Source organism: Micromonospora sp. NPDC005254 (assembly GCF_042872525.1).
Classification (GTDB): Bacteria; Actinomycetota; Actinomycetes; order Mycobacteriales; family Micromonosporaceae; genus Micromonospora.
Genome location: NZ_JBIAKM010000006.1, coordinates 387,756 through 404,396 on the forward strand (window position 1 = coordinate 387,756; position 16,641 = coordinate 404,396).

At 70.5% G+C, this 16,641-nt stretch carries 16 protein-coding genes and 1 pseudogene; 6 read left to right on the plus strand and 11 right to left on the minus strand.

Going from position 1 to position 16,641, the window contains the following annotated elements; translation table 11 throughout:
• Window positions 1-122: 122 nt before the first annotated feature.
• On the minus strand, window positions 123-1,613 hold the full coding sequence (locus tag ACFYPR_RS20750; protein WP_387261704.1) for an SMI1/KNR4 family protein: 1,491 nt from the start codon (window positions 1,611-1,613) through the stop codon (window positions 123-125).
• 497 nt (window positions 1,614-2,110) lie between these two features.
• Here ACFYPR_RS20750 and ACFYPR_RS20755 point away from each other — a divergent pair, with 497 nt between their 5' ends.
• The 3 genes from ACFYPR_RS20755 to ACFYPR_RS20765 are packed head-to-tail and all read left to right on the plus strand — an operon-like array spanning window position 2,111 to window position 3,920.
• Complete coding sequence (locus ACFYPR_RS20755) at window positions 2,111-2,527, plus strand: DUF2267 domain-containing protein (RefSeq protein ID WP_387261706.1); 417 nt, start codon at window positions 2,111-2,113, stop codon at window positions 2,525-2,527.
• Window positions 2,528-2,575: 48 nt separating this feature from the next.
• Window positions 2,576-2,968, plus strand: coding sequence for a DUF2267 domain-containing protein (locus ACFYPR_RS20760; RefSeq protein ID WP_387261708.1), 393 nt, complete (start codon window positions 2,576-2,578; stop codon window positions 2,966-2,968).
• A gap of 40 nt (window positions 2,969-3,008) precedes the next feature.
• Window positions 3,009-3,920 (plus strand): TIGR03619 family F420-dependent LLM class oxidoreductase, encoded by a 912-nt coding sequence (locus tag ACFYPR_RS20765; RefSeq protein WP_387261710.1) that lies wholly within the window; start codon window positions 3,009-3,011, stop codon window positions 3,918-3,920.
• Window positions 3,921-3,935: 15 nt separating this feature from the next.
• On the opposite strand, the gene ACFYPR_RS20770 is transcribed toward ACFYPR_RS20765, so the two are convergent.
• Complete coding sequence (locus tag ACFYPR_RS20770) at window positions 3,936-4,370, minus strand: TIGR03668 family PPOX class F420-dependent oxidoreductase (RefSeq protein WP_354856859.1); 435 nt, start codon at window positions 4,368-4,370, stop codon at window positions 3,936-3,938.
• Between the two features lie 111 nt (window positions 4,371-4,481).
• Here ACFYPR_RS20770 and ACFYPR_RS20775 point away from each other — a divergent pair, with 111 nt between their 5' ends.
• Window positions 4,482-4,931, plus strand: coding sequence for a VOC family protein (locus ACFYPR_RS20775; RefSeq protein WP_363935736.1), 450 nt, complete (start codon window positions 4,482-4,484; stop codon window positions 4,929-4,931).
• Between the two features lie 82 nt (window positions 4,932-5,013).
• A complete protein-coding gene (locus ACFYPR_RS20780; RefSeq protein ID WP_354856854.1) occupies window positions 5,014-5,364 on the plus strand; it encodes a hypothetical protein in 351 nt (116 codons plus the stop codon).
• 143 nt (window positions 5,365-5,507) lie between these two features.
• Here the strand turns inward: ACFYPR_RS20780 and ACFYPR_RS20785 are convergent, their stop codons facing one another.
• The 3 genes and pseudogenes from ACFYPR_RS20785 to ACFYPR_RS20795 all read right to left on the minus strand — a co-directional run bounded on the left by ACFYPR_RS20785 (window position 5,508) and on the right by ACFYPR_RS20795 (window position 6,710).
• Window positions 5,508-5,948: an NAD(P)-binding domain-containing protein gene (locus ACFYPR_RS20785; RefSeq protein ID WP_387261713.1), complete on the minus strand. Its 441-nt coding sequence runs from the start codon at window positions 5,946-5,948 to the stop codon at window positions 5,508-5,510.
• Window positions 5,890-6,012 (minus strand): annotated as a pseudogene (locus ACFYPR_RS20790) (NAD(P)-binding domain-containing protein); the annotation flags it as partial. The gene ACFYPR_RS20785 and the pseudogene ACFYPR_RS20790, both read right to left, overlap by 59 nt.
• A 209-nt stretch (window positions 6,013-6,221) precedes the next feature.
• Window positions 6,222-6,710, minus strand: coding sequence for a hypothetical protein (locus ACFYPR_RS20795; protein ID WP_387261715.1), 489 nt, complete (start codon window positions 6,708-6,710; stop codon window positions 6,222-6,224).
• Between the two features lie 118 nt (window positions 6,711-6,828).
• On the opposite strand from ACFYPR_RS20795, the gene ACFYPR_RS20800 reads away from it, so the two are divergent.
• The gene (locus ACFYPR_RS20800; protein ID WP_387261717.1) at window positions 6,829-12,819 is read left to right on the plus strand and encodes a DUF4011 domain-containing protein; all 5,991 of its coding nucleotides are present in this window, start codon (window positions 6,829-6,831) and stop codon (window positions 12,817-12,819) included.
• Between the two features lie 168 nt (window positions 12,820-12,987).
• On the opposite strand, the gene ACFYPR_RS20805 is transcribed toward ACFYPR_RS20800, so the two are convergent.
• The 6 genes from ACFYPR_RS20805 to ACFYPR_RS20830 all read right to left on the minus strand — a co-directional run bounded on the left by ACFYPR_RS20805 (window position 12,988) and on the right by ACFYPR_RS20830 (window position 16,638).
• Complete coding sequence (locus ACFYPR_RS20805) at window positions 12,988-13,185, minus strand: DUF4926 domain-containing protein (protein WP_387261719.1); 198 nt, start codon at window positions 13,183-13,185, stop codon at window positions 12,988-12,990.
• Between the two features lie 390 nt (window positions 13,186-13,575).
• Window positions 13,576-13,923, minus strand: coding sequence for a hypothetical protein (locus tag ACFYPR_RS20810; RefSeq protein ID WP_387261721.1), 348 nt, complete (start codon window positions 13,921-13,923; stop codon window positions 13,576-13,578).
• A complete protein-coding gene (locus ACFYPR_RS20815) occupies window positions 13,920-15,110 on the minus strand; it encodes a WXG100 family type VII secretion target (protein ID WP_387261723.1) in 1,191 nt (396 codons plus the stop codon). Before ACFYPR_RS20815 ends, ACFYPR_RS20810 begins: the two co-directional genes overlap by 4 nt.
• Complete coding sequence (locus ACFYPR_RS20820; protein ID WP_387261725.1) at window positions 15,110-15,430, minus strand: type VII secretion target; 321 nt, start codon at window positions 15,428-15,430, stop codon at window positions 15,110-15,112. The genes ACFYPR_RS20815 and ACFYPR_RS20820 overlap by 1 nt, the downstream gene beginning before the upstream one ends.
• Window positions 15,417-15,815, minus strand: a complete 399-nt coding sequence (locus ACFYPR_RS20825; RefSeq protein WP_387261727.1) for a YbaB/EbfC family DNA-binding protein — start codon at window positions 15,813-15,815, stop codon at window positions 15,417-15,419. Before ACFYPR_RS20825 ends, ACFYPR_RS20820 begins: the two co-directional genes overlap by 14 nt.
• A gap of 127 nt (window positions 15,816-15,942) precedes the next feature.
• Window positions 15,943-16,638, minus strand: coding sequence for an NAD(P)-dependent oxidoreductase (locus tag ACFYPR_RS20830; RefSeq protein ID WP_387261730.1), 696 nt, complete (start codon window positions 16,636-16,638; stop codon window positions 15,943-15,945).
• Window positions 16,639-16,641: the final 3 nt, after the last annotated feature.

Below are 16,641 nucleotides of genomic sequence, written 5' to 3' on the forward strand. Positions count from 1 at the left end.
CTCGAACCCATTAGCGGTGAGCCGCAACTCGCCGTCGTACCGCCACTGGACTGGGCCCGCGACTGGTGACCGAGGGCGGCGCGGCGCTGATCCATGCGGGACGGTCCGCGCCCGTGACGGCGTTATCGCGGTGCCTCGATGGTCCACTCCAACTGGCCAGCTTTCACGCCCGGACGGTATCGCTGCATGTAGGCATCGCCGGTTTCCAACGACCGCGCCGTGCCCTCCAAGAGCTCTGCGATCGACGCCGGCCAGCGGTCGAAGCCGGTGCCGTCCTCTGGATAGAACTCGCCCACCCTGCCGTGTCCACCGGGACGCTGGTCGACCAGCAGACAACCACCATCGCCCGCCGTCGCAAACGGCACGAAGGCTCGGTGCCACCAGTCATCGTCCAGCGGTCCGCCTGCCAAGACGGAACAGCTGACCTCCCAGTCGGCCGCGATCTGGTCTAGTGGCAGCGGTCGATAGAACGGTGGCAGATCAAAGCTGTCTACCGCCGCGACCCCGTCATGCCGCCGCAGCGACGCCACCAGATCGGGCGGGAACGGGACCGACATCCGCGCCTGTAGTGCGGCGATCCGCTCCGGTGGCGCGGCCGGCCGCAGCGAGGCGCGCGTGCGGGGCGCGTGCGCCGCCAACCATTTCTCGATACGTTTCCAGGCAGCGTTGACCCGGGCGGTGGTCGCAGCATCGGGCTCGGCGGCGACCGGGGTTCCGGCGTACTGCGGGCAGACCGCGGCGGCAGGCGGTCGGGACGACGCCTTCGCATGGCCCGTGTCGGGGACAGTGCGGTAGGACGGAACTGGTTGGCGTACGGACGGCACGGGTCCCGGGTGGATGGACACCCCCGCGTCGTTGACGCTTGCGCGATCCGATCCGAAGGTGGTGACGGCGCAGAGCATCAACACCAACAGCAGAAAGACCGCGAGCAGGACGACCAGCAGCCGCTTGCCGATGACCGTCGAGGGTGGCTCGTCCTGGTCACGCTGCGCCGCGGGCACCGCGTCGTTGGACCCCGGCATGGCGACGGCAGGTCCGGAGGGCGAATCGTCGGCAGCCGCCGCCCTACCGCCGGTCGCCTTCAACACCGGGTCGAGCCAGCCAGCCGCCTCCGCTCGAAACAGCTCGGGCTGGTCAACCGCGCCGGCGGGAATTCGACCCGCCAGCCCGACCGGCAATCCGGTGAGGTCACCGCCGTCGCCGATGGCGATCACGGAGGCGGAGAGGCCACGGCTGGTGAGGGCATCGAGGGCAAGCGTGGTGTGATTGGTCGAGTCTGGTCCGGAGTCGGTCACCACGACGACGGGCGCCCGCAGCGCCCAGGCCAGATCCGCGAGGGTCCAGCCGCCGCGGCCCAGCGGAACGAGGAGCCCGTGGGCCGCGCCCACCAGGATCAGGCCATGGGTCCGTGCCAGGGCTTGGGTGATTCCGACGAGGTCGTCGGGGCGTGGCGCGTCGATACCACCGGCATGCACCTCGACGTACGTGGCGAGGTTGTCGCTCAGCAGCTGACGAGGGGCGCTGTCGTCATGCCTGCGGTGGGCGATATGAAGTACCGCCACTCGCACCGTCGACGCCGCGGAAATGGCTGCCGCAGCCATTTCCCAGCTCACGTTCGTCGAGGTAGCGGCAACTACCCACGGTCCACCATCCGGCCAGGACAACCGTCCCTCCCCATGATCACGGCAACCCTAGCGAACCGGCGTCCCTCATATGATTCCCGCCTGATAGACGGCTGGACGCCGCGTACACCCCGCTGCTGCCGTGGCAGGTGCGCGAGCGCCGCTTCAAGCTGGTCGGGCTCGGACGCCGCGGCCTTGACGCCGATCTCCGCCGAGGACCACCAGAACGTACGGCATCGGGTCTTCTGCGACCTGCTGATGCCCGGCGGTCGGCGCTGCCTCCTCCGCGCCGACCACGACGGCCCCTGCGCCCGCCGCCTGGGCCGCTGACCCGGATTCGCCCGAAGGGGATGAGGCAGGGTCACCCCCCGTCCCAGGAGGCTGTCGAGGTACCAGTTCGCTCGGCACCCGAGCGGTGAAGTGTGCGATAGCGGCACAGGGCTCGTAACTGACGATTCGACGGCGATCGGGCCGGAGAGGAGAATCAGGTGGAATACGAGGATTTCATCAACGCAGTGGCCGCGCGGCTGAAGGTGTCGACCGATCAGGCGGCGACACTCACCAGCGCGACGTTGGAGACATTGGCAGATCGGATCAGCGCCGGCCAGGCTGAGGACCTTGCCTATCAGCTTCCCGGCGGGCTCGACGATCACCTGCGCAAACCGCCACCGCTTAGAAGGCAGGAACATGCCCAGCCGTTCGGGTTCGACGAGTTCGTGCGGCGCGTGGCGGACCACCCGGCCGTCGACCGTGCGCTCGCCGGTGCCGGGGTCCGCGCGGTGCTCACCACGCTCCGTGAGGCTGTTTCCCGTGACGAGTTCGAGGACGCGATGGCCCAGCTTCCGAAGGAGTTCCGGCAGGTGGTCGAACCGGTGGGCGCCGGTGGCCGGCAGCGCCGCGGGTAGCACGCACGGACCCCGCGACGCACCCCAACTGGTCCGGAAGGAGAACTGGTGAACTACGCCGAATTTCTCGAAGCGGTGGGGAAGCGGGCGCGAATGCCGGCGGCGGAGGCGGCGAACGTCGTCGGAGCCACGCTGACGACCTTGGCGGAAGGGGTCAGTGGTGGCGAGGCGCGGCGCCTGGCCACCCAGGTCCCCGAGGAGTTGCGGGGGTACCTGCACAAGGACGTGGACTTCGCCGAACGGATCGACCTCGTGGAGTTCCTCAATGAGGTAGGGGCCCGCGCGGGAACGGATGACGAGCGGACCGCTGAGGGCGCCCGCGCCGTGTTGACGACCCTGCGCGAGGTGGTGAGCGCGGACGATCTCGAGTACCTGGAATCCGAACTGCCAAAGGACTTCCGGCGGCTGCTGCGTCCGGTGGGCCGCAGCGTCGGGGCCTGAACCGAGCCATTTCCTGGCCCGATCCGGGTACGGTGCGCGGGTGGAGGTTGGATTCGCCCCGCCCGTCTCCGGCTCGTGGGCCACACCGGAGAACATGATCCATGTCGCCCGCCGCGCCGAGCAGCTCGGGTACCACTCGCTCTGGACGTTCCAGCGGCTCCTGGTGCCCGCCGACCTCGCGTGGAGCGAGACCTACCACAGCGTCCAGGACCCGCTGACCACGCTGGCGTTCCTGTCGGCCCACACCACGCGGATCCGGCTCGGCGTCGCGGTGCTCAACATGCCGTTCTTCTCTCCGGTGCTGCTGGCCAAGCAGACCGCGACCCTCGACATCCTCGCCGGCGGACGGCTCGACGTGGGACTCGGCCTCGGCTGGGCGGACTTGGAGTATCAGGCGACGGGGGTGAGCAAGCATCGGCGGGGCCATCGGGCCGAGGAGTTCCTGGCAGTTCTCCGCGCTCTCTGGCAGGACGGCGTCGCCGAGCATCGCGGCGAGTTCTACCAGATCCCGCCGACGCGCCTGGAGCCAAAACCCGTGCAGCGGCCACACCCGCCGATCCTGCTCGGCGGCCAGGCGTCCGCCGCGCTGCGCCGGGCCGGCCGGCTCGCCGACGGCTGGGTCAGTGGCAGCCAGGCGGACCTGACAGGCATCGGCGAGGCGGTCGCGACCGTCAAGGCCGCCGCGGCGGAGGCCGGCCGCGATCCCGGCGCACTGCGCTTCGTCTGCCGCGGCGCGGTCCGCGTACGCCCGACGAGCCCGCCCGGGCGCGCGCCGCTCACCGGCACGCTCGAGCAGATCCGGTGGGATCTTGGCAGACTCGCCGAAGCCGGCATCACGGAAGTGTTCGTCGATCTCAACTTCGATCCGGAGATCGGCTCACCCCGCGCCGACGCGCAGGCGTCACTGCGCCGGGCCGACGAGGTGCTCGACGCCCTCGCTCCGACCCACTGACACCCCGGTCGGCGCTCACCCGGCCGGGTCGGCTGCCGCGTCCGCCGCGGACCACGCCGACCAGCCGGTCACCGCGATCGCGATCACCGGCCCGGCTGGTGGCCGCTGGACGTACTGCGGGTACTTGTCGGCCAGCGCCGCGCGGGCCGCGGCCTCCTCCGCGCGGTCCTCCACCAGCCGACCGTGCCCGTCCAGCCGGACCCACCACAGCCGCGACCAGTCCTCGTCGTACTCGTCGATGAGCAGGCAGGCATGCCCCGTCGCCCGGATGTTCTCCACCCGGCGTAGCCGCCGGTGGCGCTTGGGCTTCTCGTCCACGGCGTGGTAGACGACATCGTCGAGCAGGACGAAGCACACGGACACCAGGTGGGGACGCCCATCCGCCCGGACGGTGGTCAGCCGGGCCACCCTGGCCGACTGGACCCGATGCCGGATTTCGTCGGCGGGCACGGGCCCGACGGTAACAGCCGACACCCGTCATGGTGACTCGTTGTTGCCGTGGAGGCGTGTCGGTGCTGCAGGCGGGTATGCCCTGCCGACCTGAACCTCGGGGGAGGCGTGATGGCGAGCGAGGCGCCCGACTACTTCCAGCCCGAGGCTGGGCTGGTGCTCACGCACCTGCTGATCGTGCGGGACGTGGACCGTTCCCGGGAGTTCTACCAGCGGGTGCTGGGCGCGACGGTGGTGCGGGAACGCCAGCCGGCGATCCTGCGGTTCCACAACAGCTACATCGTGATCAACGACGAGGGTGGTCCGACCGACGACAAGCCGGGTGTGCAGGCGAAGGCGCCGCCGGATCCGAACACGCTCAGCAGCGCGATGAACGTCCGGGTCACCGACGTCCGGGCGGTCTACGAGCAGTGGCGGTCACGGGGTGGGGAGTTCCTGACCGAGCCCAAGGATCATGGCGTCGAGATCCGGTGCTACCTGCGCGACCCGGACGGCTATCTGATCGAGCTCGGCCAGGGCACGGGGATCCTCGCCGGGATGGGTCGAGCAGCCGCCGCCTGAGCGACCGACACCGGGGAACCCAGCCCGGACCAGCCATCGTGATCGGGCCCCTGGTGATCAGGCGGCGGGTACCGTCAACGTCGTGGAGGATCTCGGCGCGAAGGTCTCGTACCTCGCGCTTCGCGTCGGCACCCGGGTCTACGACGTCGACTCGGCACCCGTCGGCGTGGTCAAGCACGTGCCGACCGACGAACCGAACGACATCTTCCACGGCGTCATCGTGGCACCGCCCGGGCCGGACCAGTCCCACAGCTTTGCCCACCGGGAGCAGATCGCCGACCTGTACGAGCGGGGGGTCGTGCTGTCGGTACCCGGTGCCGAGATGCACGAGCCGGGCGAGGACACGCCGGCCAGAAGGGCCGAGGCCGCGGGTGACGACCCGGTGCAGGTGGGCCTCCGCCGCGCCTGGGAGTGGCTGAGTCGCCCCCGCTGAACCTGGCGGGCAGGTTGCCGCCGCGCCCGGCAGAGTTATGGCCATCGGTACTTGGCAGGCGAGGAAGAGTTCAACGGTCACCTGACGGGCCTGCCGGACCGCCAGGTCTCAGGCTGCTCAGGCAGTGTCGGTGATGTGCGCGATTACGGCCGAGTAGTCCCGGTCGCCAAGGCCGGCCTCCTGGGCTGACGCGACCCACTGCCGTGCGGCCGTCGCGACCGGCAGTTCGACGCCTGCCGACTCGGCGGCCGACACGACTCGGCCTCCGAGACGCTGCCCAGCACCGGCGCATCGAGCAGGCCAACACCATCCGGCAGCATCGCGGCCAACCGACGCACCGCGGGCGGCCCGACCGTGGACATCTCAGCGAGCGTCGTCGACGCGGTAGCACCGGCGAGGACGCCCTGCGGGCCCTCGACCACCTCTCGCAGCGCCGCCGGGTCGGACAGCATGGTGATGACCAAATCGGCCCGGCGGGCAGCCTCTGCCGGACTGTCGACGGCGACCGCGCCACGCGCCACGCGCCACAAGATCGTTGGCCCTCTGCGGCGTGCGGTTCCAGACAACGAGGTCATGGCTGGCATCGAGCAACCGGCGGGCCATCCGGCTACCCATTTCACCCAGACCGATCACAGCGACCGTGGCCATGGCGCCATCCTGCCAATTTTGCCCGGGCAATGCCGCACAAACCTGGATGCTGGTGCTGCCGTTTGACCATGCCTGTCGGGCAGGTTAACCCCGGTGAGGGGTGCAGGAGCATGCGGCGGTGATCCGGTCATGAGGCCGACCATCGCCGCCGCACCCTGAAGGTTCGCCCCCGGCGGCGATCTCCGCCGATGCTCGGGCGTGAGGACGTCTCAGCTGGCCAGCGAGCCCAGGCTGAAGCCGTCGAGCAGGTTGATGAGCTCGTCGTTGCGGGTCACCTCGTAGCCGCGCCCGCGCAGCTCCGCCACCAGTTCGGTCTCGCAGTCGAGTGGAACCTCGAGGTACTCACCGGTGTGAACCGTGAGCACGAGTTTGCCGTACCGGTCCCGCAGATCCTGCGGCAGGACGTCGAGCGCGCGCGTCGTGACCATCGGGGGCCAGTACCCTTCCACGACCGCGCCCACCTCGGTGATGTGGAAGGGCTCGTCGTCGCCGTACCCGTCCTCCGGCTCGTAGCAGTCGGGGCCGGCGGGGTGCGACAGGTGGGTCATCTGTACCTGTCGCGCGTCGCCCCAGGTCCGCGCGGTGGCGAGTGCCCTGATCTCCGCGGCCTCCCCGGCGGCGGTTGCGGCGTCGATGAAGGCGAGGCAGTCGTGATTGGTGGCGTGGCCGTAGACCAGGTGCTGGTGGTGCGTCGTCATGGCGCACATCCTGCCTCAGACGTACGACTTCCAAGATCGTCGTACGGCCGGGGCCCTCTCCACCAGTTGGTTGACCGCTAGGCTGGCCCTCCCCGGTCCCCCACCTGGAGAAACGCCCATGTCCGACAGCGTCTTCGCGCAGTTCACCGCCGACGACGACCAGCTCGAAGTCGGGCTGATCGTGCAGCCGGCGATCAACGCCGCCCTGGTGCACAACCGGGTGCCGTTGGTCCGTCACCTCACGCTCGTCAACCGGGGCGCGGTGCCGCTGACCGATGTCACGTTGACGCTGGAGCTACGAGGCCCCGACGGCGCGCTGACCGAGCCGTGGACGCGTACCCTGACCGCGCCGTTGCGGCCGGGGGCGAGCACCAGCTGGGACGACTTCCGCGACTTCACGCCCGATCGCGTGCTGCTGTACCGCACCGACGAGGCATTCCCGGTCGACTACACCCTCCGGGTGCAGGCGCAGGAGCAGACACTGCGGCTGGTCGCTCCGTCGAGAGTGTTGGCGCACAACGAGTGGTTCAACAGCCCCGCCCTGTACGACAGCCTGGCGGCTTTCGTGCAGCCGAACACCCGGGCGGTGGAGGCGGCCCTGCGGGCAGCCGCCCAGCTCCTGCTCGCGCGGACCGGCTCCGGCTCGCTGCAGGGCTACCAGGAGGGTTCGGAGCGGGCGGCGCTGATCGCCGGCGCCGTATACGAGGCGCTGCGCCAGCTGGAGATCACCTACCAGACCCTGCCGGCGTCGTTCGAGAACACCGGCCAGAAGGTACGGACCACCGCGGCAGTCCTCGACGGCAGGCTCGGCAACTGCCTCGACCTGTCCGTTACGTACGCCGCGTGCCTGGAGGCGGCGGGGCTGCACCCGCTCATCTTCATCAGCGCGGGACATGCCTTCGGCGGCTTCCTGCTGGAGGAGGAGCGGCTGGGCTCGGCCGCGGTGACCGAGACCAACCTGCTGATCTCGATGGTCGACTCCGGGCGGGCCGTGCCGGTCGAGCTGACCCGCATCGGGCCGGGCGCGCAGTCGGCGACCTTCACCGAGGCGGTACGCGTCGGGCTCGGGCACTTTCGCGGCGACGGCGAGCGCATGCAGGGCGTCGTCGACGTCCACCTGGCCCATCGCTCGGGGATCCGCCCGTTGCCGTCGGCCGACGAACTGGTCACCGCGCCGCTGCTCGCGGAAGCGACCGCCGACGCAGAAGCGTCCCTCGACCTGCCGCCCGGCGTCGCCGCCGCGAAGCTGCGTCAGCTCGCCGACGACGGTGACGAGGTGGCGCAGCAGTCCGACGGGTCGCCGGCGCGCGTCCAGCAGTGGAAGAAGTCGCTGCTCGACCTGAGCCTGCGCAACCCGCTGCTCAACCTGCCCAAGCGTGGGCGCGGCCTGGACCTGCACGTGCCGGCCGGTGCCCTCGCTCTGCTGGACGACCTCATCCACGACGGCCGTCAGGTGCAGGTCATCCCGCAGGACGACATCAGCCACGTCCACGAGCTGGCCGGGGCGCGCCGGGCGCAGGACCTCGACGCCGAGATCCTCACGCGGGAGCTGCGCACCGATCGCCGGGTCTACGGCGCGGTCACCGAAGCCCGTTACAAGACGGCGATGAGGGCGCTGCAGCGCGAGGCGCGCACGATGGAGCAGGAGACCGGCAGCAACTACCTCTACCTGACCATCGGCACGCTGGTGCACACCAAGACGACCGGGGGAGAGGCGTACGCGCCGCTGTTCCTCCTGCCGGTGCGCATCGAGGGCGGCAGCGGCCGTCGCCCGTACGCGATGGTCATCGACGGCACCGAGGTCGCCAGCCCGAACTACTGCCTGATCGAGTGGTTGCGGGTCAAGCACAGCGTGCGGATCCCGGAGTTGGAGCGGCCGGTCCTCGACGAGCACGGCATCGACATCGCCAAAACCCTCGCCGCGATCAACACGGGGTTGCTCGACAACCGGCTCAACTACCGCATCGATGAGACCGCCAGCCTTCGACTGCTGCAGTTCTCCACCTTCCAGATGTGGCGGGACCTCACCGACCACTGGCCCCGGTTCATGGAGAACCCGGTCGTCCGGCACCTGGTCGAGTCCTCCGGCGCCACGTTCGACGACCCGGCCCGCCCCGACGACGCCGAGATCATGGTCGACGAGGCCGACCTGCATCTGCCCATTCCCGCCGACGGGTCGCAGATGCAGGCCATCGTGCGCGCCGAGCGCGGCCACTCCTTCGTCCTGGAGGGCCCGCCGGGCACCGGCAAGTCCCAGACCATCACCAACATGATCGCCCGGGCGGTCAGTGCGGGCCGGTCGGTGCTCTTCGTCGCGGAGAAGCAGGCCGCGCTGGAGGTGGTGAAGCGCCGCCTCAAGCAGGTCGGCCTCGGGCCGTTCGCCCTGGACCTGCACGGGCGCAAGCAGTCCCTCAACGCGATCCGCCAGCAGCTGCGCGACGCCCTCGACCAGTACGACCAGGGCGGCGACGGCACGTGGACGGCCGTCGAGACGGCCTACCGGACACGGCTCGCCCCGCTGACCGAGTACCCGGCGCAGGTGCACACCACCAACCCCGTCGGGATGTCGCTCTGGTCGGCCTACGAGCAGACCCTGGCGTACGGGGACGGCCCGGTCGCCCCGATTCCGGTGGCCTACCTGCACGCACCCGCCGAGGCGCGCGCGCAGGTCGAGACGACCCTGCGGGAGTTCCCGGCTGCCGCCCGGTCGGCCCGACTTCGGGCCGCGCACCCGTGGGCGCTCAGCGGCTGCCGCACCCTCGACGGGCTGCACGGCGCTGCGGTCACCGAGATCGCCGGTGAGCTCGAACGTCTCCGTGCCGACCTCACCGCCCACCCGCACCTGGTCGATTTGCTGCGGACGCTGCCCGCCCCGGAGACCGTGAGCGAGCTACAGGCGGGCGCCTGGCTCGCCGTACGCGGGCTGTTGCCGGACCGGCAGACCACCCTGCACGCCAGCGACCGGCGGTGGGACGAGGCGATGGCCCGGCTCCAGGCGGACCTGGCGGCCTTCCGGCAGGGCTTCGCCGGTGAGCTCGCGACCTTCCGGCCGGACGTGTTCGCCCGACCGGAGCTGACCACCTGGCACGGTGAGGCCCAGGAGGCGGCGAAGCGGTTGTTCGGCAAGCGCAAGCGCCGCCAGGCCATCGCGGACCGGTTGGCCGTGCATGTGGTCGCCGGTGCCACGCTCGACGTGGAACAGATGGAGGTGCTCACCGGCCGGCTGGTCGCTGCCCAGGCGCAGGCCGCCGCGCTCCACCACCACCTGCAGGGGCTCGGTGGGCTGCGGCTGTCGCAGTGGCTGCCCACGGACCCGACCGCGCAGGAGCGGCTGACGGAGGCCATCGAGGCGACCCGGGTTGGCCGGACGCTGCTGAGCCAGCACCCGCAGGCCTGGGAGCTGTTCCAGAGCGGGTTCACCGACGTCGACGCCGCCCTGCTCGACCGGTTTGCCTCGCGGTGGCGGGCCTGGCGCGGGGTGTTGCGTTCCGGCGGGCCGGAGCTGACCCTTTGGGCCGCCGGTTCGCACTGGGTGGACGCCTGGCAGCGCGACGGCGCGGTCTGGCTGCAGGAGCTACGGGCCGAGGAGCTGTTCCCGCTGCGCCGGTGGGCGACCGTCCTCACCCATGCCGACGTGCTGGCCTCGGCCGGCCTCACCGACTACCGCGACCAGCTGCTGCGCGCCGAGGTGCCCGGGCATCTCGCCGAGGAGGTCTACCGGCGGGGAGTCGCGACGGCGTCCCTCGCCGAGCGGGTACGGGCCGGCGGCCTGCAGTATTTCGACCCGGAACTGCACGACGACGAGATCAGCCAGTTCGAGGCGGCCGCCGGTGAGCTGCGGTCCGCGCTGCCGACGCAGCTGCCGTCGGTGCTGGTCCGTCGCCGCCCCTTCAGCCCGGCCGACCGGCGTGGCCGCTTCGCTGACTTCGCGGCGGAGCTCCGCCGTAAGCGGGGCGGGCGGTCCTTCCGGGACCTGTTCGAGCAGTACCCGGACGCGGTGCTCGCACTGACCCCGTGCGTGCTGGTCAGCCCCGCGTCCGCGGCGAACTTCCTGGCGCCGGGGAGCCAACGATTCGACCTGGTCATCTTCGACGAGGCCTCGCAGATCCGGGTGGCGGAGGCGATCGGCGCGATGGGTCGGGGCAGCGCCGTGGTGGTGGTCGGCGACTCCCGGCAGATGCCGCCGAGCAGCATCATGCAGGCCAGCCACAGCGTCGACGAGGTCGACGAGGGCAACGGCCCCGTGCCGGAAGACCTGGAGAGCATTCTCAGCGAGGCCGTCGAGTCGGGACTGCCGCAACGGTGGCTCTCCTGGCACTACCGCAGTCACGACGAGTCACTGATCGCCTTCTCCAACCGCTACTACTACGACAACAAGCTCTCCAGCCTCCCGTCGCCCGGTGCCGCCAGCTCGGCGGGCGTCAGCTGGCGCCGCGTCGAGGGCCAGTACGACCGGGGCGGATCCCGCACCAACGAGGTCGAGGCACGGGCGATCCTCGCGGACATCACCCGGCGGTTGCACGACCCGGCGACCGCCACCCAGTCCGTCGGAGTGGTCACCTTCAACATCCAGCAGCGGGACCTCATCCTCAACCTGCTGGAGGAGAGCACTGATCCGATCATCCGCGAGCAGCTCTCCGGTGCGGTCGCGGAGCCGATCTTCGTCAAGAACCTGGAGAACGTGCAGGGCGATGAGCGGGATGTCGTCCTGTTCTCCCTGGCCTTCTCCACCAACCCGGAGACCGGCCAGCTCCCGCTGAACTTCGGTCCGCTCAGCCAGGCCGGCGGCGAGCGGCGGCTCAACGTCGCCATCACCCGCGCCCGCCGTCAGGTCGTCCTCTATTCGTCCTTCGACCCGTCCGACATCGACCTGTCCCGTACGTCCGCGCTGGGCACACAGCACCTGCGGGCGTACTGCGAGATGGCCGCCGCCGGCGCGGAGCGCCTGGGCGACCTCGCCACCGACCGCACCGAGCGGCGCAGTCGAATCCGCGAGGAGGTGGCCGCGGCGCTGCGCGACCGCGGCCACGAGGTCCGTACCTCGCACGGCCTCTCCGACTTCACCGTGGACATCGCCGTACGCAGACCAGGCTCGCCACGGTGGCAGGTGGCCGTCATGCTCGATGGCCCAGACTGGAGCGCACGCCCGACGGTGGCCGACCGGGACTCGGCGCCCGCGCTCCTCCGCTCGATCATGGGTTGGCCGGAGGTCGTGCGGTTCTGGCTGCCGGCGTGGATCCACGACCGGTCGGCGCTGCTTGACCGGGTCGACGAAGCGGTCGCCCAGGCCGAGGCCCCCACGACCGCTGAGCCGGAGCCCGAGTCGTCTGCGGTCGCAGCGGCACCCGAAGCCATCGAACTGCCGCAGCCGCGCTCCGTAACGGATGCAGCGCCGCCACGCCCCACACCGGCCGCCGAGTTGCCACAGCCGCGCCTCGCGGTGGACGAGGAGCCCCTCTTGGGCGCCTCGGCGGAACCCGTCACCGCACTGGCCGCCGCGACCACCGCACCGCAGGTCACGGCGACCTCAGGCGCGGACACCATCACGGTGAGCCCATTCGTTCCGTACGTCCCGACCTCGCTCGGAGACCAGGCCGACCTCGACCTCCTGCCCACCGACCGGCGGGTACGTGAACTGATGCGGAACGCGCTCCGCGAGATCATCGAGGCGGAGGGGCCCATCGAGCAGCACCGGCTCGCACGCCTCGCCCTCGCGCGGTTCGGTTTCCTCCGCACCCGGGAGGACCGGCGTACCGCAGTGCTCGCGCTCGTGGACTCCCGCCGCCTGTACACACACCCGACCGTGAGCTGGTACGCCTGGCCCGAGGGCGCCGATCCGCAGACGTACCGCGCGTACCGGGTTACGCAGGCGAGCAACGACCGCGCGTTCGAGGAGGTGCCGCCCGAGGAGGTGGCCAATGCCTTCGTGCACGTACTACAAGGCGTGCCGAGCATGGACGAGGAGCGGCTGCTGCGCGCCGGCCTGGAACGGCTCGGCTACCGCCGCCGCACCGAGAAAATCGACAAGCTACTCCGGTGCGGGCTGCACGTGGCCGTAACCAGCGGTCGCCTCCGCTTCGACCAGGAGGGCCGTCTCACCCAAGGCTGACGAGAGTCACCACTCGCGTCGGTCGCGACAGAGTGGGCGAGGTCTGGGCCGCTTCAGCCGAGGCGTGCTCGTCCGGCCGGTGTTGAGGACCCAGGCGAGCGGCGTCGGCCTTGTGCTCGATTCCGGCAGCTGCCGTTCGCCAGCCGTAACCGGCTCGCTGCCACGGAACTACGCGTCGCGATGCATCATCTGGTCTGTCCGGAGCGTGACCATGGCGACGGTGCGGCCGTCGGCGTCGGCGAACTCGACTTCGTACGCAGGCGGGGGGCCGTCAAAGACATGCACGACGGTTCCCACTGCCCCGGCAGGAAGGCCTTCTCCCGGAGTGGCTTCTCGGAGCTCAACCACGTCGTACAGCTCCAACATGTCAGCCTTCCTTCGGCGGGAGCGAGATGGTCACCATCCGAGGCGCAGATGCGCCGTCCTCCAGGTGCGATTGGACCGAGTACCTGGCCCAGGTGCACGCCACCAACCCCGTCGGAATCCGCTCTCGTCGGCCTCTGAGCAGGTCCTGGCGTACGGGGACGGCCCGGTCACCCCGATCCCGGCGAGCCATCAGCACGCACCCGCCGCGGCCCACCAGGTCGAGACGACGATGCGAGAGTTCGAGGCGGCCGACTCCAGGCCGTGCATGCCATCGTTGCCGTCAGGTCAGCGAGCATCATGACCGGGGAAACGGATCTAACGCCGCTGACCTTGTGGGCACGTCGTAGCGGTTTCGACGCCCAACTCCTGGGGTGACGGGACCGCGTAGCGTCATCGACTACCAGGATTGCTCGAGTCGGGGTACCCGGCTGAGTAGGTTGCGTCCACCAGTTCCTGAAGATGGCGAATGACGTCGACCTTGTGCTCGGTCTCGGGCAGTTGCCGTTCGCCAGTTGTCACCAGGTCGTTTCGCCAATGACTCACGATCTCCAGCTGTGCTGCCGCGGGCAGGTCGTCGACCCACAACGACCCGAGGTTGTTGTCGACGATCTCCTGCAGGCGGTTAGCGGTCTGTCTGTCCGAGAGGCGGGAGATCAAAAACTCCAGCGTCCAGTCAAACAGCCCTCCCGATGAGGTCCAGTCGACGCCGGGTTTCAGCACGATGAGGCCAGCCATCATTTCCCCACGATGAATACTCGCGGACCGAGGTTTCGATCCGTGATGAACTGTTCGATCCGGGCAACCTGTTCCGGGATGAACTGCGACACGTCCACCGGCACCAGGTCAGCTTTGTCCAAGTGTCGTTCGATCTGATACTGCAACTGGGGCCACTGACGGTCAAAGAACTGCGCCGGGAAGTTGCCCACCGCATCGTAGGTCCGTCCGGCCTCGTCCACCCAGTCGGCAGAGGAGGCCGGGGGAGCGCGGTGGAGTATCACGCTCATTTCCTGCTCTAGCCGGACCGCTGTCTCCGCCTCGCCGGGACGGAACCTCCCGGTCGCCGGATCCATGCCGAGATCGTGTATCCGCTGCTGCTCCGTCGCCGCAAGCGTTGGGGGCTCGCGAGGCGGCTCAGGTTCGGGCGTGTTCCGGCTCGGTGGCGATTCTCCTTTCTGGAGTCGCCCGAGCGCCTGCTTGAGTTTCTCGATGAGGTCGCCGAGGCGGCGTACCTCCGGGATCAGCCGTCGCAGGCTGGCCAGCAGCCCCCGCAACAGCCGCGCGATCCGCGCCCCCCACGACGCCACCAGCGTCGTGACCTGCTCCACGACCAGCGGTGCGGCAAGTCCGCCGGTGACTACGAGTTCGCCCGCGTACGTGATGAGGCGGGACACGCAGGCGGCGATGGCGTCGCGGACCAGGAGCCGGACGGCGGCCACCAGGCCGGCGGCGCCCTCGGTGATCGCGGCCATGGTGTCGGCGCCCTGGGCGAGGCCGGTGATCGCCTGCTGTTGTTCGGCGGCCCAGGCGCGGTAGGCGGGGCCGGCGCTGCCGCCCCAGCCGGCGACGTCGTCGCGGACGGCGCGGGTCAGCTCGGCGGCTTCCTCGCGGAGCGAGGCGGCGACGTTGCGCCAGGTCTGGGCGTGCGCGGTGATCTGTGCCGGGTCGCCGGCGAGCCAGTCGAGCGCCTCGCTGAGCGGCTTGACGTGCTCGATGAGCCAGGCGATCCCGTACTGGAGCAGGGCGCCGACCGGGTCGGAGACGAAGGCGAGGGCGTCGAGGCCGGCACTCACCACACCGAGGCTGCCGTCGATCCAACTGCCGTTGCGGACGCCCTGCGCGACGAGTTCGATGTCCTCGCAGATCCAGATACCCGCCCAGGCGCTGGGTGGGGTGTCCGCTGCGGCGGCGACGAGCGGGTTGGACATCACGGGCGTTGCCGCACCCCGTCGAGCTGGTGCTGGGCACGGGCGTCGGAGTGTCGGTAGTGGTCTGCCCCGGTCCGCAGCCTGCCGGCGGTGTCCCGCACCGACCCGGCGGCGGCCCCGATGCCGTCGACAAGGGTGCGTTGCAGGCCGTCGAGCAGCATCGGCAGCATCGCGCAGAGCTGCCCGTACGCGACACCGCCCAGCCGGACCTGCTGGCCCGCCTGCTGGGCGGTGTCGAGGCTGCTCGCGCAGCGGTCGAGGCGTGCCGCGTGGGCGGTCAGGTCGTCCGGGTCGACCTGGATGCCGTCACCGGCGGGCATCGCTCGGCCCCTGGTCGTGGCCCAGCCGACTGCGGTACGAGTCGATGATGGCCCGGGCGCTCGGGTCATCGCCGAGGGACTCCGCGGTTACGTCAGCGACCTGCCGCAGCAGGTCGGTACGCGCGGCTCTCGTGGTGTCGAGGATCTGCCGGGCGGTGCGCGCCGCGGATTGTTGCCGGATGCGTTCGTCGAGCCGCAGGTCGATCAGCAGGCCAGCCGCGTCGACGGTGACGTCAACCGTCCGGTCGGCGTTGCGGGCGCTGCCGGTCAGATCCTGCATCCTCGCCGACAGCGTCTTCGCCCGTTCCGCCCGTTCGGCGAGCGACGACTCCCACTCGTCGAGCCGGCGTCCCGCCGCGTCGAGCGCAGCGTCGTCCGCCCACATGCTGACCCTCCCCAGGGGACCACCGCCGGCCACCGCTGGCGGGATCACCGGTACGCTACCAACCGGTGGCGCTGTGTGCATGCCCGGATATTGGGCGGCGTCCTCGTGCGAGTCGCTCCGGAGGGCGTCACTTCTTTTTGGCGACGGCCTCGCGCCAGAGCAGACCTGCGATGCTCGGCCGGACCTCGGTGGTGATCACCGCCATCGCCCGCTGGACGAACCGGTCGTCGGTCAACTGCGCCACCATGCTCGCCGCCAGGTCCGCGCGTGCCGTGAACAGGCCGTCCGCGACGTTCTCCACCACCTCGTAGCGCGTCGCGCTGGGGTGGTCGAACAGGCCGGACGGGCGGGCGATGGTCCAGTCCAGGTCGCTTTCGCGTACGAGCGACTCCATCCGGCGCATGTCCTCGTGGGCGGTACGGCCCACCCGGCGGTTGAACAGTGGATCCAGCACGTTGTTGAAGAAGAACTCGCCGGTCGGCCGCCAGGTCGGGTCCAGGACGCTGGAGCTGACCGTGACGAGCCGCTGCACGCCGTGGCGGTGCATCGCCGCGACGATGTGCGCGTTGCCCCGCGAGTACACGGTGATCGGTTTCGGGGTGAGCGGCACGCCCAGGCTGGACAGGACGGCGTCGCTGCCGGCGACGACCCGGTCGACCGCGTCGGGGTCCGCGACGTCGGCGCCGACGACGGTGAGGCCGGCCCGAGGCCGGACGGCGTGGGGGCGGCGGGTGACCGCGACGACCTCGTGGCCGGCGGCCAGGGCCTGCTCGGTTATCTGGCGGCCGGTGGGTCCGGTGGCGCCGAAGACGACGGTACGCATGGG